This is a genomic window from Actinosynnema sp. NPDC059797 (assembly GCF_042732085.1).
Taxonomy (GTDB): domain Bacteria; phylum Actinomycetota; class Actinomycetes; order Mycobacteriales; family Pseudonocardiaceae; genus Actinosynnema.
This window is the reverse complement of record NZ_JBHWIE010000188.1, coordinates 1-14448: the sequence shown is the minus strand read 5'-3', so window position 1 is coordinate 14448 and position 14448 is coordinate 1. Positions and strand designations below refer to the sequence as shown.

The 14448-nt window shown below is 72.3% G+C and carries 10 protein-coding genes and 1 pseudogene; 6 read left to right on the top strand and 5 right to left on the bottom strand.

Translation table 11 applies throughout. The features are described from left to right. Positions 1 to 48: 48 nt before the first annotated feature. Positions 49 to 900 carry an ABC transporter substrate-binding protein gene (locus ACFV4N_RS29640; protein WP_499675910.1) on the bottom strand — a complete coding sequence of 284 codons (852 nt, stop codon included), beginning with the start codon at positions 898 to 900 and terminating at the stop codon, positions 49 to 51. Further along, a complete protein-coding gene (locus tag ACFV4N_RS29635; RefSeq protein ID WP_499675909.1) occupies positions 897 to 3422 on the bottom strand; it encodes a hypothetical protein in 2526 nt (841 codons plus the stop codon). Before ACFV4N_RS29635 ends, ACFV4N_RS29640 begins: the two co-directional genes overlap by 4 nt. A 1096-nt stretch (positions 3423 to 4518) precedes the next feature. Between ACFV4N_RS29635 and ACFV4N_RS29630 the strand changes: the two genes are divergently transcribed. After that, positions 4519 to 5160 (top strand): peptidoglycan-binding protein, encoded by a 642-nt coding sequence (locus ACFV4N_RS29630; RefSeq protein ID WP_499675908.1) that lies wholly within the window; start codon positions 4519 to 4521, stop codon positions 5158 to 5160. An 8-nt stretch (positions 5161 to 5168) separates the two neighbouring features. Further along, on the top strand, positions 5169 to 7454 hold the full coding sequence (locus ACFV4N_RS29625; RefSeq protein WP_499675907.1) for a zinc metalloprotease: 2286 nt from the start codon (positions 5169 to 5171) through the stop codon (positions 7452 to 7454). Positions 7455 to 7578: 124 nt separating this feature from the next. On the opposite strand, the gene ACFV4N_RS29620 is transcribed toward ACFV4N_RS29625, so the two are convergent. After that, on the bottom strand, positions 7579 to 8301 hold the full coding sequence (locus ACFV4N_RS29620) for a TetR/AcrR family transcriptional regulator (protein ID WP_499675906.1): 723 nt from the start codon (positions 8299 to 8301) through the stop codon (positions 7579 to 7581). A 104-nt stretch (positions 8302 to 8405) separates the two neighbouring features. On the opposite strand from ACFV4N_RS29620, the gene ACFV4N_RS29615 reads away from it, so the two are divergent. The 4 genes and pseudogenes from ACFV4N_RS29615 (at position 8406) to ACFV4N_RS29600 (ending at position 12456) form a co-directional block, all read left to right on the top strand. Next, on the top strand, positions 8406 to 9770 hold the full coding sequence (locus ACFV4N_RS29615; RefSeq protein WP_499675905.1) for an MFS transporter: 1365 nt from the start codon (positions 8406 to 8408) through the stop codon (positions 9768 to 9770). 23 nt (positions 9771 to 9793) lie between these two features. Beyond that, positions 9794 to 10432, top strand: a complete 639-nt coding sequence (locus ACFV4N_RS29610; protein WP_499675904.1) for an NAD(P)-dependent oxidoreductase — start codon at positions 9794 to 9796, stop codon at positions 10430 to 10432. Between the two features lie 76 nt (positions 10433 to 10508). Further along, positions 10509 to 10727, top strand: a pseudogene (locus tag ACFV4N_RS29605) (transposase family protein); the annotation flags it as partial. 181 nt (positions 10728 to 10908) lie between these two features. After that, positions 10909 to 12456 carry a carboxylesterase/lipase family protein gene (locus ACFV4N_RS29600; protein WP_499675903.1) on the top strand — a complete coding sequence of 516 codons (1548 nt, stop codon included), beginning with the start codon at positions 10909 to 10911 and terminating at the stop codon, positions 12454 to 12456. 532 nt (positions 12457 to 12988) lie between these two features. Here ACFV4N_RS29600 and rhaS read toward each other — a convergent pair. After that, entirely contained in the window at positions 12989 to 14071 is a 1083-nt protein-coding gene (gene rhaS / locus ACFV4N_RS29595) for a rhamnose ABC transporter substrate-binding protein (RefSeq protein ID WP_499675902.1), read from the bottom strand. A 49-nt stretch (positions 14072 to 14120) separates the two neighbouring features. Continuing rightward, on the bottom strand, positions 14121 to 14448 hold a 328-nt coding region (locus tag ACFV4N_RS29590; protein WP_499675901.1), incomplete at its 5' end, for an ABC transporter permease subunit.

Here is a 14448-nt window from a genome sequence, read left to right as displayed (position 1 = left end):
CCAGGAAGGTGGCGACCACCGCGCCGAGCACGCGCGTGGGGCGTCGGGTCATTGGACCGTCAGGACGGCGGTCGAGTACACGGTGCCGCCGGTGCCGGTGGCCTTGACCGTGTAGGTGTAGGTGCCCTTGGCGGTGGGGGTGGTGGTCCGCGTGCCACCGGGCACCGCCAGCGCGCCGGACCAGGAACCGCCGCCGGCGGCGGGGGAGACGGCGTGCGCGGTGACCGAGGTGGCGTTGGTCGAGGTCCACGTCAGCGACGTGCTCTGACCGAGGTTGATCTTGCGGTCGACGTCGTCGACCGACAGGCCCACCGTGGGATTGGTCGGACCCACGGCCGGGTTGGTGGGCGTCACGCCGGGCGGCGGGTTCGTGCTCGCGGTCTTGTTCAGCGAGAACGACCAGCCCTCGAACCCGCCGGGGATCACGTTGCGGTTGAGCGCGCCGTAGTTGCTGTAGGTCCAGGTGCTGCCCGCGCCGTCGGCGTGCCAGTACGACCAGTACGCCTCGGCGGGCGGCGTGACGACGCACGCCTCCTTGTAGGTGGGGTTGGAGGTGCGCGGGATGGACTCGGTCGAGGAGGGGCGGTTCTCCAGGCGGCACACGAAGCCCAGTCCCCACTGCGCCACGCCCGTGACCGCGATGCCCGCGTCCTGCAACGCCTTGATGCCGGTGCGGGCGGTGCCGGGGTTGGGGTTGGGCGAGCAGCGGGTGATGGTGGGCGCGGCGACACCGCCGTTGCCGTCCAGCTCCTGGAAGTCGATGACGACGGTGACGCCGGTCAGGGCGTCCGCGCCGGTGCAGATGCCGTTGTAGCCCGCAGCCGCGGCCGACGGCGCCACGGCCACCGCGGCCGTCAGCGACATGGCCAACGCGGGCAGGACGGACAGGACTCGTCTCACGGTGCTACCCCCTGTTGGTTCTTCCTGCGGTTCTTCCTGCGTGTGGTGGAACGCCCGAGCACGAAACCGATCACCAGGGCCAGCGCGACCCCGCCCAGCGCCGTGATCGACCACGCCTGCACCGAGGTCGAGGCGACGGGCTGCGCTTCCGGGTGGGCCGCGGGGTGGGATTCCCGCTCGGCCAGCGGCAGCCTCACGACCGCGGCGACCGGCGAGCCCTCGGCGTCGACCCAGGACCGCCCGGCCAGCCCGGGCGCGGCGGCGGTGCTCGTGGTGAAGTCCGCCGCGCCGTCGGGGCCGGGCAGGCCGCCGTCGTCGAGCAGCAGCGTGCCCAGCGACCGCGCCGTGGTGTCCGCGTCCAGGCCCGCGGCCCGCCGACCGGCGGCGACGGCCGAGCTGAGCGCCACGTCCGCGCCCGCGTCGCCGTTCACGACGAGGCCGTCCGGTGCGGTGCGGGCACCCAGGGCCCTCGCCCCGTCGACCAGGGCCGCGGTGCGCTCGGGCGACCAGCCCTCCGGCGCGGTGTGGCCGGTCTCGCCCCCGTCGTGGCCGCGCAGGTTCAGCGCGGTGACCGCGGCGGCGGTCGCGGCGAGGTCACCGGTCTCGCAGTCCCCGGTGACGAGGTCCACCGGGAACGACCCGTCCGCGCACCGCGCGTCGACCAGCAGGTCGACGGACTCCCCGGTGTCGTCGCCGACGGCGACGGTCGCCGCGACGGCCCAGGCGTGCCGGCGCACCGACTCGTCGGTGTCGGCGAACGACCCGGTGTCGGTGAACCGACCGTCCTCGCCGCGCAGCGCGACCAGGTCGGCGGAGAGCCGGTCGACGGTCGCGGCGAGGTCCGCCGGGGCGTCGTCCTCGCCCTGGTCGAAGCGGGCGACGAGCAGCAGCTTCGCCAGCGGCTCGGCGTAGGCGGCCTCGTCCTCCTCGTAGGGCACGCCGTGCGCGTAGGCGTCGATCGACTCGGGCCGCAGCAGGAAGCGGGTGGCCCGCTCGACGGCCTCGGGCTGCCCGCCCAGCGCGCGCAGGGCCAGCACCACGTCGGCGGTGGCGTCGTAGTCCACGAACGTCGTTCCGCCCTGGGTGACCTCGACGTGGTCGCCGCCGACGAGCCCGCCCGCCAGGTAGGCGCCCAGGCGGGCGGCGGGGGTCGAACCGCCCGGCTGCGCGGCGGGGGCCGGGCCGAGCACGGCGCCGCGTCGCGGACCGGGCGGGGGAGCGGGGTTCCCCGCCTGCCTGGCGGCAGTCACCGCCGAGGCGGCGGGGGCCGGGGGAGCCGTGGTGGTCGGCGTTGTCGTGGCGGTGCCGCTCGGCGGCCCCTCCTGTGGCACCTGACCCCGGGCCAGCTCGTAGAAGCCGACCTGGGCCAGGCCCATCGCGGCCTGCGCCCCGGCGCGGACCCAGGTGTCGATCGGCCCGAGCCCGTTGACCTTGCCACCCTCGTAGTGCTCGGGGTCGTAGCCGATCGCACCGACCTCGTCGGCCAGCGCGGTGCCCGCGTCCGCCTCGGTGACCTGCGCCGACTTCAGGTACGCCACCCCGCGCGCCACGTGGGCCCCGGCGCCGCCCGCCTCGGCCAGCGCCTGCACGACCAGGCCGGTGCTGTTGGTGTTGGGCGCCTCGGTGCCGACACCGCCACCCCACCCGCCGCCCGTGGTCTGCTCCTTCTTCAACCACGCGACGGCCTTGTCGATCGGCCAGTCCAACCCCTGAACACCCGACCTGCGCGCGGCCAGCAGCGCGGACAGGGCGATGCCCGTGGAGTCCCGGTCCGGTGGCGCCTTGTCGTAGGGGACGCCCTCGTCGCAGGTGGACAGCTTGTACCCGGCGGGGTTGACGTGCTCGCCGGTCTCGCCCGGCGCGGCGGGGACGTACTCGTAGAAGATCCGGAAGTAGCCGTCCCGGCACTGCTGGGTCAGCAGCCGGTCGAGGGCGAGCTGGTCGTTCTCCCCCGCGACGGCCAAGCCGATCACGCCGAGCGCCTGGCCGAAGGTGTTGGCGTTGTTGCCGACCGAGTCGGCGAAGTCGGGGTTCTTCGAGTAGTCGCTGATCCTGCCCTTGTCCGGGCCCGAGCGCATGATCGCGGCCTTGGTCTCGGCGACCATGTCGTAGCCGTCGAAGTTCCGCGGGTCGCGGCCGGTCACCTGCGCCGCCACCAGCACCTTCGCCGCCGCCCCGCCGACGATGATCGCGTCGAAGCCCTGCCCGGGCGCGTACCCGTCCCAGGTGAAGTAGTCGCTGGCGTGGCCCTGGTCGTCCAAGTGGGAGACGATCGGTTCGGCCAGGTGGCCCTGACCGGTCGCGTAGGCGGCGAACAGCACGTCGATCATGAGCCCGTGGTCGGGGAACGGACTGCCCAGCGGGTTCTCCAGCGTGCCGTCCGCGGAGAGCTGCCCGGCCAGCCACCGCGCGGCGGCCGAGGCGGCGGGCAGGTCGGGGGTCGCGGCGGCGGGGGCGGCGGGGAGGACCAGTGCGGCGACGGCCAGCACCAGTGCGGACGACCGACGTCGACCACGGGACACGGATCGACACGACATCGTGGTCGTCACCCCTGCTTCTCGCGACAGTGGTAGGACAGTGCACCTGCTCGTCCGGCGACCCGACTCGCCGCTCCAGGAGCGGCCCACGGTTGCGCGACAGTGCCGGATTTCGACCGGCTTCCCCGTCCGAGCAGGGGTGTTGAGTTGTGGTTGCCCGCGAACCATCACTCGCGGCGTGCCGACCATAGCACTCACGGGGTGGAGCGGACCGCGTGCTTTCGGGTACTTCGGTGTCCTGCCCGGCGCATGACCGCTCGACCCGCTTGGGTGACACGCGGACACCCCGGCGCCGCAGGACCTGGCGCACGCGCGGGCTGCTACAGGTCCCGCCCGAGGCCGCGCGGGTGTCGACGATCCCGGCCGCTGTCGTTCGCCCGTCAGGAACGAACAAGGGATACGACCGACCAGGAGTGGACCGACGTGCGCATGAACCTCCGGACCCGGTGGACCGCCCCCCGTGCCGGCCGTGACCGCGATCCTGCTCGCCTCCGCCGCCGTGCCGGCGAGCGCGGCGACCACGGCCGTGCCCGGCGCCAGTTCGATCGGTAGGGCTGCCGGTCACGGCCGAGGGGCGCCCCGGAGTGCTGGCGTGAGCCCGCGCAGACGGCGGTGGACGACGCGCGCGGCCGCCCACGGCACGGTTTCCCGCCGGCACCGCTGCACGGCCGGTGATCCGGGCGCGGTCGAGGTCGGAGTCCGGGCACCGGGAGCGAAATGAGACCGGAGGTCGCGAACGGTGGTGGGGCGCCGGCATCGGCCGCACCCGCGGTGCCCGGCTCCGATCGAGTCCGCAGTGGGCGCGGGAACCGGGACCCGTCAAGGGACGTTCCCGCCCGCGCTCTCAGGGCGCGAATCCCGAGTCGCGAAGTGAACTTCCGAACCGCTCCGGTTCCGGATCGCGCTGTCCTGAAAGGATTTCATTTCCACCGTCGGTCATTCGGCGCAGCGGACAGCCGCCACCAGGACGGTTTTCCCCCCACAGCGGTGTCCGGCCGTTTCAAGGCCACGGACAGCGGCAAAGGTCTGGACCACCAGCCGACCGAGGTCCGGTCGGCGTGCCGACGGAGTGGAGTGACGGATGAGCGAGGCGAAGCTGCCCCCGCTGTCGATGGACGAGCTGGCCGCCGAGGGTGGCACGGCGCTGCCGGACAAGGAGGTGTACTCGCTGCTCGACCTGAACGTCGACCTGGACCTCGCCCTCGACCTCGCGGCGCCGATCGGCCTGGCCGTCGCGGGCAACGCCAACATCGCGGCCCCGATCGACGCCGCCGTGGGCGCGAACGTGCTGTCCGACGGGTCCACCGCGCAGGCCATGGCCGACCAGGGCGTCGCGATCCAGCAGGGCATCACCGGCGAGGCGGTGGCCAACTCCGACCAGGACAGCGCCATCGGCCAGGGCGAGTCCCCGGCCCCCGCCCCGCAGCCGCCGGCCGGCGGGGCGCAGGTCCCGACGCCCACCGACCTGTCCGGCGCGCTGGACGGCGGTCTGCTCAACGTGGACGTCGACCTCGCCGCCGACCTCGACCTGGCCGCCCCGATCAACGGCGCGGTGGCCCTCAACGCCAACGTGGCCGCCCCGATCGACGCCGCCGTGGCCGCCAACCTCGGCTCCGTGGGCTCGGAGGCGACCGCCGTCGCGCAGCAGCAGGCGAACATCCAGCAGACCATCGACGGCACCGCCGAGGCGAATGCCGCGCAGAGGTCCGACATCGACCAGTGAGCGATCTCATGAACGCCTCACCACGCCCGGCCGGCGGGGACGTGCGCACCACGACCCCGCCGCGCCGGGCGCGCGACGTCGAACTGATCGGCGAGATGCGCGGCTCCGGCTACCGCCGCCCACCGGCCCTGGTCCGCCGCGCCGACGGCCAGGTACTCCAGCTCACCCCGCTGCTGTACCGGGTCCTCGAAGCCGTGGACGGGCGCGCCGACCACGCCGGGATCGCCGCCGCCGTCGGGCCGGCCATCGGCCGCTCGGTCACCGCGGAAGACGTGCGCGTCCTGCTGGAGACCAGGCTGCGCCCGCTCGGGGTGCTCGAACTCCCCGACGGCTCCCAACCCGCGCACCGCAAGGCCGAACCGCTGCTCGGCCTGCGCCTGCGCCGCGTGATCAGCGAGCCCGACGTCACCCGGCGGGTCACCGCGCCGTTCGCACGGCTGTTCCACCCGCTGGTGGTGGCCCCGGTGCTGGTGGCGTTCGCGGCGGTGTCGTTCTGGGTGCTGTTCGTCAAGGGACTGGCCGGCGCCACGCACCAGGCGTTCAACCAACCCGCCTTGCTGCTGCTCGTGTTCGGGGTGACGGTGCTCTCGGCGGGCTTCCACGAGTTCGGCCACGCCGCCGCCGCGCGGTACGGCGGCGCGACACCCGGCGCGATGGGCTTCGGCCTCTACCTGCTGTGGCCCGCCTTCTACACCGACGTCACCGACAGCTACCGGCTCGGCCGGGCCGGTCGGCTGCGCACCGACCTGGGCGGGCTGTACTTCAACGCGCTCGTCGCGGTCGCCGTCCACGGTGCCTGGTTGCTGACCGGCTGGGACGCGCTGCTGCTGGTGGTCGCCACGCAGATCCTCCAGATGGTGCGCCAACTCGCGCCCCTGGTGCGCTACGACGGCTACCACGTGCTCGCCGACCTGACCGGTGTCCCCGACCTGTTCCACCACATCAAGCCCACGCTGCTGGGCCTGTTGCCGCACCGCTGGGGCAAGCCGGAGTCGAAGGTCCTCAAGCCGTGGGCGCGGACGGTCGTGACGACGTGGGTGCTCGTCGTCGTGCCGGTCCTGCTGGCGAGCACGGCCCTGCTGGTGCTGGCGTTCCCGCGGGTGGTGGGGACGGCGTGGCACAGCGCCGGTGAGCAGTGGCGGTCGGCGCACGCGGCGCTGGGTGAGGGGGACCTCGCGCTGGTGCTGGTGCGGGTGCTCGAGGTGGCCGCCATCGCGCTGCCCGTGCTCGGCATCGGCCTGCTGCTGGCCCGGCTCACGGGTCGGCTGGTCACCCGCGCCTGGCGCTCCACCGAGGGCAGGCCCGGTCGGCGCGCGCTCGTGGTGCTGTGCGGGATCGCCGTGATCGCGGGCCTGGCGTGGGCGTGGTGGCCGCAACCCGACCGGTACCGGCCGATCCGGCCCGACGAGCGCGGCACCGTCGCCGACGTCGCGCCCGCCGTCGCGTCGGGTCCGGCTCCCGTCCAACCGGCGCCACCGGCGTCACCGGAGCAACCGGCGCAACCGGTGTCCGCCCGGATCGTGTGGCCCGCCGACGAACCGTTGCCCAGCAAGGACGAGCCGGTCCTGGCGATGGTCCTGGAACCGGTCTCGCCGGGCGCCCCGACGTGGGTTTTCCCGTTCGACCGACCGGAACCCCCGGGTCCGGGCGACAACCAGGCCCTGGTCGTCAACACGACCGATGGCGCGGTCCTCTACCAGGTGTCCTTCGCCCTGGTGTGGGAGACCGACGGCGTGGTGGACAACACGAACGAGGCATACGCGCTGGCCTCGTGCCAGGGCTGCACGACGGTGGCGGTCGCTTTCCAGGTGGTCCTCGTGGTGGGCGAGGCGAACGTGGTGGTGCCGCAGAACGTCGCCGTCGCCGTCAACCACTCGTGTGTCGAGTGCGTGACCTACGCGCTGGCCTCACAACTGGTCGTCAGCCTTCCCGAAGATCTGAGCCCCGAGGCGAAGGCGCGGCTCGAAGCGCTGTGGGCCGAGCTGTCCCAACTGGCCGAGGACGTGCAGAGCATGACCGCGCAACAGATCCAGCAGGCCCTGGAGAACGCCAGGTCCCGCATCCTCGACGTGCTCCGGCAGGAAGGCGTCCCCCTGCCCGGCACCGCGCCGACCACCACACCACCGCCCAGCACCACGTCGACCGGAAGTCACCGCCCGAGCACCTCGTCCGACGCACCCACGACGACCACGACGACCACGCCACCGAGCACCACCGTGACGACCACACCGTCGTCGTCCGCGGAGCCGACGACCACGGTCACGTCACCCCCCAGCGCAGTCCCCTCCACCTGAGCCCGGTCGCCCTCGGAGCCGACGGCGAGCCGGAACCGCTCGCCGTCGGCTCGTCGGGCCGGGATCCGGAGGCGAATCCGGGGGGGATGGTGAAGGACTCCGCGGCGGTCCGCTCCGTCGCCGGTCAGGAGCCGGGGGTGCGCGCGTCGAGGATTCCGTCCAGCATGGTGTCGACGATCCACGCGCTCCGATCTTCATGACTGCCTCGGACGAAGATCGACGATCCGAGTCGCGCGAGCGTGGGGTGCCGTGCCGGATCAGCCGACTCGAGCGTGCTCACGAGGTCGCTGAGTTCCTGCTCGCCGTTCTCCCGCCGGCCGTCCCACTCCGCCGCGGCGGCGGTGGCCTGCTGGAGCAGCAGGTCGGTCGCCCGGGCGGCCGCTTCGGGCTGGACGCCCGCCGTCGTCAACAGGCGCATCAGCAGTTCGATCAGGTCGAGGTAGTGCGGTCCGTCGGGCCACACGAACAACGCGGACCGCGCGATGCCCGCGTGACCCGCCAGCATCGCCGAGTAGTCCGAGAGCACGCGGTGCAGCCGCCCGCGCCACGGCTCGGCCCCGTCCCAGGACAGGTCCAGCGACGCGATCAGCCGGTCGATCAACAGCGAATTCAGTTCGGTGGCGTTGCGCACGTACACGTAGAGCGACGCCGGGCCGGTGTCCAGCGCCGCCGCGACCCTGCGCATCGTCACGGCTTGAGCGCCGTCTGAGGCGAGGATCGCCATCGCGGCATCCACGATGCCGTCACGCGTCAACGCGGGCTTCGCCGGCCGCTCGCGGCGGCTGACCGGCATCTCTCTGACCATGTGACCAGCGTAGCAATGGCCGAACTGGATCGTGACGAACATGTTCGTTACGATCGCGTTCGACACGCTGCTTCGATCGAGGACGCATCCTGATGACCACCTCCACAGCCCCGCCGCCCGCCAGGGCTGCGAAACGAACGATGGCGATGACGCTCGTCGTCGTCCTGCTCGCCGATGCCATGGACCTGATCGACGCGACCATCGCGAACGTCGCGGCGCCGTCGCTGGTCGCGGACCTCGGTGCCGGACCGAGCCTGATCAAGTGGCTGGGCGCGTCCTACGCCCTGGCACTGGGCGCCCTCCTGGTCGTCGGCGGCCGCATCGGCGACCGCTTCGGGCAGCGCCGGACGTTCCTGATCGGCCTTTCCGGGTTCGTCCTGGCTTCGGCGTTGGCCGGTCTCGCCATCGGCCCGGGCATGCTCATCGGCGCACGGGTCGCTCAGGGGACGTTCGGCGCGCTGCTCATCCCGCAGGGCATGGCGATCATCACCGCGACCTTCCCCAAAGACGCGCTGCGCAAGGCTTTCGGGATCTTCGCCCCGATGCTCGGCGTCTTCGCGGTGGCCGGCCCGTTGCTCGGCGGCGTCCTCATCGACGCCAACGTCTTCGGCCTGCAGTGGCGCCCCGTCTTCCTGATCAACATCGTGGTCGGTGGCGTGGCACTGGTGCTGGCCTTCCGCTTCCTGCCCGCCGTCGAAGCCGACCGCACCGCTCGGGTCGACCTGACCGCGAGCGCGCTGCTCGCCGTCTCGCTCTTCGGCTTCCTCTTCGGTCTGATCACCGGTTCCGAGGACGGCTGGGGAGCGGTCGCGATCGGCACCACCGCGGCAGGCATCGCCCTCTTCGCCGTCTTCTGCCGCGTCCAAGCCCGGAGTGACCGTCCGCTCCTGGCCCGCTCGTTGCTGCGCAACCGCGGTTTCACCTCGGGACTGGTCATGGGACTTCTGGTGTTCGCGGCGTTCAGCGGCCTGATGTACGTCATCTCGCTGTTCTTCCAGCTGGGCCTCGGTTACTCGCCGACCACCACGTCGATCAACCTCATCCCGCTCACCGCGGGCATCATGGGCGGCTCGGGGATCAGCACCGCACTGGTGCCCAGGTTCGGCCGCAAAATCGTCTTCGCGGGACTGCTCACCACCCTCGCGGGCACGGGGATCCTGTTGCTGGTCGTCAGCGCGGTCGGCGGCAACGCGACGTGGTGGCACAACGCCGCCGCGACCGCCGTCATAGGACTGGGCGCCGGGATCTGCTTCAGCACCATCTTCACCTTCGCGCTCGGAGACGTGGCAGCGCACGAAGCCGGTGCGGCCAGCGGGTCGCTCAGCGCCGTGCAGCAGGTCGCCAACGGCATCGGCTCCGCGACGGTCACCAGCGTCTTCCTCTCACTGGCGACCGGTGGCGGCACCACCGCGGCCATGACCACGACGCTCCTCGTCGTCGGTGGGGTCATCATCGCCTGCCTGGCGGTCGTGCCACTGCTGCCCCGCACCGCGGCCAACCCGGAGCACTGACCGGACTCCTGCGAGGAAACGCCATGAGCAAGCTCGTTGTCTTCGGCGCCAACGGTGCCACCGGCCGCGCCATCGTCAAAGCGGCCCTCAGTACCGGCCACAGCGTCCGCACCGTCGTCCGCGATCCGGACGCCTTCCGCTCGGCACTGCGAAAACTCACGTCCGAACTGGAGGTCGTCAAGGGCGACGTGCTCGACTACGACGACGTGCGCACCGCAATACGCGGCCAGGACGCCGTCATCTCCGCGATCGGACCGTCCGGGCACCGGGCCAACGGCCTGTACTCCCGCAGTGCCCGCCACTTCGTGACCGCGATGACCGCGGAGCACGTCGACCGGATCGTCGTGCTCTCCTCCAGCGGCGTTCGACGCGACGACCCCAACCACCCGCTGTGGTACCGCGCCATCGCACGCACCGTCATGCGCGAGCTCTACGCCGACATGCAAGCCATGGAACACGTCCTGGAACTGAGCGAACTGAAGTGGACTGCCGTCCGCCCCGCACGGATAGTCGACGAACCGCCCACCGAGGACTACAGGGTCGGCGACGCGGAGAACCCGCGGGGCGGCACCGCAATCAATCGCGACGACCTCGCCCGGTTCGTCGTGGAGGCCGCCACCGAAGAGCGGTGGTCACAGCGGCGCCCCACGCTGGCGCACTGAAGCCGTCATCGGTCCGGCACCGCGGCTCAATCCGGGAGCCTGCCACACCGGACCCCGCACCGACGACCGGCCGTCGATCCTCATCCTCGACGGCACCCTGTCACGCATCGACCGCGTCGCCGCCGACCGGCCGTGCTGCTCCGGGAAGCACAAGGGACACGGCATGAACGTTCAGGTCCTCGCCGATCCGACCGGGCGCCTGCTGTGGACCTCGCCCGCACTCCCCGGCTCGGCCCACGACCTGACCGCGGCCCGCACCCGCGGCATCGTCGACGCCCTCGCCACAGCGAGCATTCCATTACAACAGTCGTGACGCCACGCCGCACGATCGCGCCCCGGTGGCGCGCGACCACAGCGGTCCAGTGCGGAGTTCCGGCGCTCTTCGGACCCTGCGGCACGGAGTCGAGCGACCGGCTGACCGGATCTCAACCGATCGGTTGATGTCCTCCGCCGTCGCGCCTGACACCGTTGCGGACATGTGGCGATCACTGGGGGTACTGCTCGTCGTGCTGGGACTCGTGGCGGGGGCGGCACCGGCCGCCGCGGCGGCGGGAAACGTGGTGCGGACCGAATCCGGTCTGGTGCGCGGCTCCACCACCGGCGGCCTCCGCGTCCACCAGGGAATCCCGTTCGCCGCGCCGCCGGTCGGTGAGCTGCGCTGGCACGCACCCGTGGCACCGCGGCCGTGGCGCGGGGTGCGGGACGCGACGCGGCCGGGCAACCGGTGCCCGCAGGCCGCGCTGCCCGGCAGGCCGGCGAGTGACGCCGAGGACTGCCTGTACCTCAACGTGACCGCGAGGAAGCAGGCGCGGAAGTCCCCGGTGCTCGTGTGGGTCCACGGCGGCGGACTGCTCTCCGGCGCGGGCAGCGACTTCGACCCGGCCCGGCTCGCCGCGCGAGGTGACCTCGTCGTGGTGACCGTGAACTACCGGCTGGGCAACCTCGGCTTCATGAGCTTCCCCGGGCTCGCCGACGGTGGCGCGTTCGGCATCGAGGACCAGCAGGCCGCTCTGCGGTGGGTCGAGCGCAACATCGCCGCGTTCGGTGGCGACCCGCGCAACGTGACCGTCGCCGGCGAGTCGGGTGGCGCGCACTCGGTGTGCGCGTTGCTCGCGTCGCCCCGCTCGGCCGGGTTGTTCCAGCGCGCCATCGGGCAGAGCACGCCGTGCGTGTCGGACGCGTTCGCGGGCGCGGGATTCCGGCCCTTGCTCGACCTGCCCTACTTCGTGCCGCACGAGTGGCAGCAGGGCCACGGGCAGAACGTCGCGGCCCGGTTCGGGTGCACGACGCTGGCGTGCCTGCGGGACGTGCCGGTGGCGGACCTGCTCACCGCGCCCGTGTTCCCCCTGCCCGCGTACGGCAACGCGGTGCTGCCGGAGGACCCGGTCGTCGCCGTGCCCGCCGGGCGGTTCCAGCACGTGCCGTTCCTGGCCGGCGTCACCCGCGACGAGGGCACGCTGTTCGCGCCGTCGATGTTCCCGGGCCTGACCGAGGAGGGCTACCGGCAGGCGCTGTCCGCCCACTTCGGGCCGAAGGCGGACGCCGTGGCCGCGCGGTACCCGGTCGCCGAGCACGGGACACCGCTGCAGGCCATCGCCGCGCTCATGAGCGACCTGGACTGGGCGTGGGCCCAGCACGCCGCCGACCGGGCGTTCGCGGCCGAGGTGCCGGTGTACGCGTACGAGTTCCTCGACCGGACCGCCCCCGCGATCGTCGAGTTCCCCGCCGGGGTGGAGCCGCTCGCGTCGCACGCCGCCGAACTGAAGTTCCTGTTCGACTTCCCGTACGACGACCGGCCGCTGACCTCCGCGCAACGCGCGCTCGGCGACCGGATGATCGACTACTGGGCCCGTTTCGCGACGACCGGCGACCCCAACCGGCCGGGCCTCCCGCGGTGGCACCCGGTGGACCCGGCCGCGACCACACCGTTCGTGCAGGGCCTCGACGTCGACCGGATCGGGCCGGTCGACCGTGCCGCCCTGCACAACTTCGAGTTCTGGGACGCGCTGGCGGCACAGCGGTAGGGGCGGTCACGGCGGTTCCGGTGGTTCCGGTGGTTCGGGTGTTTCTCCACCGGCAGCGGTTCCAGCAGGTCGCCGTGCGCCCCCGACGCGGGACGGCCCGGTCTTCGCCGCGGACGTCAGGTGGTGGCGGGTGGGTGCGTCGGTGTGGCGTGCACCCGGTCCGGGAGGCCGGGGATGACGTCGACCCGTCTGGTCGGGCAACCACTGGACGACCCGGACGGGCCCGCCACGCCCGGTCACCCCCGCCGAGTGGATGGAGCGGTATCCGGATTCCGCCCGGAGGGCAGCTCCTGCCCCCTGCCGGCTCCTCCGCCACGCCGAGAACCCGTGCAGGTTGACAACACCTGGCTGCCCACTTCGACTGCTCCGACGTCGAGATCCACCCGAATTCCGGGCCGACAGCCGCGGCGGTGGCCGCCTCGACGCCGTCATCACGGGCGCCGGACGCATCGGCGATATCGGCACCGAGCAATGCCCGGATCGATGGGACGTGGGCGCGCGGACCGGGCATCAAACCCGCGCGCCCACGGGCTCAGAAGTCGAACTGGTCGATGTTGGCCTGGTCGAACACCGTGGGAGGGCCGAGCACGATGACGCCGTTGGCGCCGATCGTGTACTCGCCGAGCTTGCCCGCCTTGAACTTCTCGCCCTGGGCACCGGTGATCTGACCGGACGCGAGGGCGGCACCGGCGTAGGCGGCGAGGTAACCGAGGTCGGCGGGGTTCCACAGGGCGAACGCCTTGACCGTGCCGTCCTTGACGAACTCGCGCATCTGGTTGGGCGTGCCGAGGCCGGTCAGCGCGACCTTGCCCTTGTACTCCGAGCCGGACAGGTAGCGCGCCGCCGCCGCGACACCGACCGTGGTGGGCGAGACGATGCCCTTCAGGTCGGGGTAGGAGCGCAGCAGGCCCTGGGTCTCCTGGAACGACTTCTGGTCCTCGTCGTTGCCGTAGGCGACCGTGACGATCTCGATCTTGCTGTACTCGGGCTTCTGCAACTGCTTGCGCATCAGCTCGATCCACGCGTTCTGGTTGGTCGCATTGGGCGTCGCCGACAGAACCGCGATCTTGCCCTCGCCACCGATCTGCTCGGAGATCAGCTTGACCTGGTTCTCCGCGATGCCCTCGGCGGTCACCTGGTTGATGAACACGTCGCGGCACTCGGGCTTGGTGTCGGAGTCGAAGGTGACGACCTTCGCGCCGGCCTGCCGGGCGCTGTTGAGCGCGCCGCAGATCGCGTTGGGGTCGTTCGCGGAGGTCGCGATGACGTCGGTCTGCTGCTGCGACAGGGTGTTGATGTAGCTGACCTGGGACGAGGCGCTGGCCTCGGAGGGGCCGACCTCCTTGTACTCGCCCTTGAACTCCTCGACCGCGCTCTTGCCGCCCCCGTCGGCCACGGTGAAGTACGGGTTGTTGACCTGCTTGGGCAGGAACGCCACGTCGAGTCCTTCGACCAGCGGCGCGTCCGGGTTGGCCTGGCCGGTCGCCTGGTTGCCCGTGGGGCTGGCGTTGTCCCCGGAACCGCGGGTGGTGCCGCCGCAGGCGGAGACGGCCAGCACGGCCGTCACGGTGGCGGTGATCAAGCCGAGGCGCAGCGGGCGCTTGAGCTGGGACATCGGTGTTCCTTTCACGGCGGAATTCGCGATCAGGGGATTCGGGGGGAGGTCAAGCGGGTTGCCGGGATCTGCGTCGCAGGCGTGTCCGGCTCATCGCGACCACGTTGGGCACGACGACCGAGGCGATGAGCAGTCCGCCGGTCACGATGTTGAGCGTGTCGGCGGCGACGTCGGCGAGTTGGAGGGCGTTGCGGACGGAGCCGAGCAGCAGCACGCCGAGCAGGACGCCCAGCAGCGTGCCGCGACCGCCGAAGATGGAGACACCACCGAGCAGGACCGCGGCGACGACGGCCAACTCCAGTCCCGCGGCGTTGTCGGCCCGTGCGCTGGCGAACCGCAGCGTCCAGTACACGCCGGCCAGGCCGGACACCGCGCCG

Bases quoted from the DNA above. Each gene is read 5' to 3' on its own strand.
- ACFV4N_RS29630 (WP_499675908.1), top strand. From the start codon at position 4,519: ATGAGCGAGGCGAAGCTGCCCCCGCTGTCGATGGACGAGCTGGCCGCC.
- ACFV4N_RS29625 (WP_499675907.1), top strand. From the start codon at position 5,169: ATGAACGCCTCACCACGCCCGGCCGGCGGGGACGTGCGCACCACGACC.
- ACFV4N_RS29620 (WP_499675906.1), bottom strand. From the start codon at position 8,301: ATGTTCGTCACGATCCAGTTCGGCCATTGCTACGCTGGTCACATGGTC.
- ACFV4N_RS29615 (WP_499675905.1), top strand. From the start codon at position 8,406: ATGACGCTCGTCGTCGTCCTGCTCGCCGATGCCATGGACCTGATCGAC.
- ACFV4N_RS29610 (WP_499675904.1), top strand. From the start codon at position 9,794: ATGAGCAAGCTCGTTGTCTTCGGCGCCAACGGTGCCACCGGCCGCGCC.
- ACFV4N_RS29600 (WP_499675903.1), top strand. From the start codon at position 10,909: ATGTGGCGATCACTGGGGGTACTGCTCGTCGTGCTGGGACTCGTGGCG.
- rhaS (WP_499675902.1), bottom strand. From the start codon at position 14,071: ATGTCCCAGCTCAAGCGCCCGCTGCGCCTCGGCTTGATCACCGCCACC.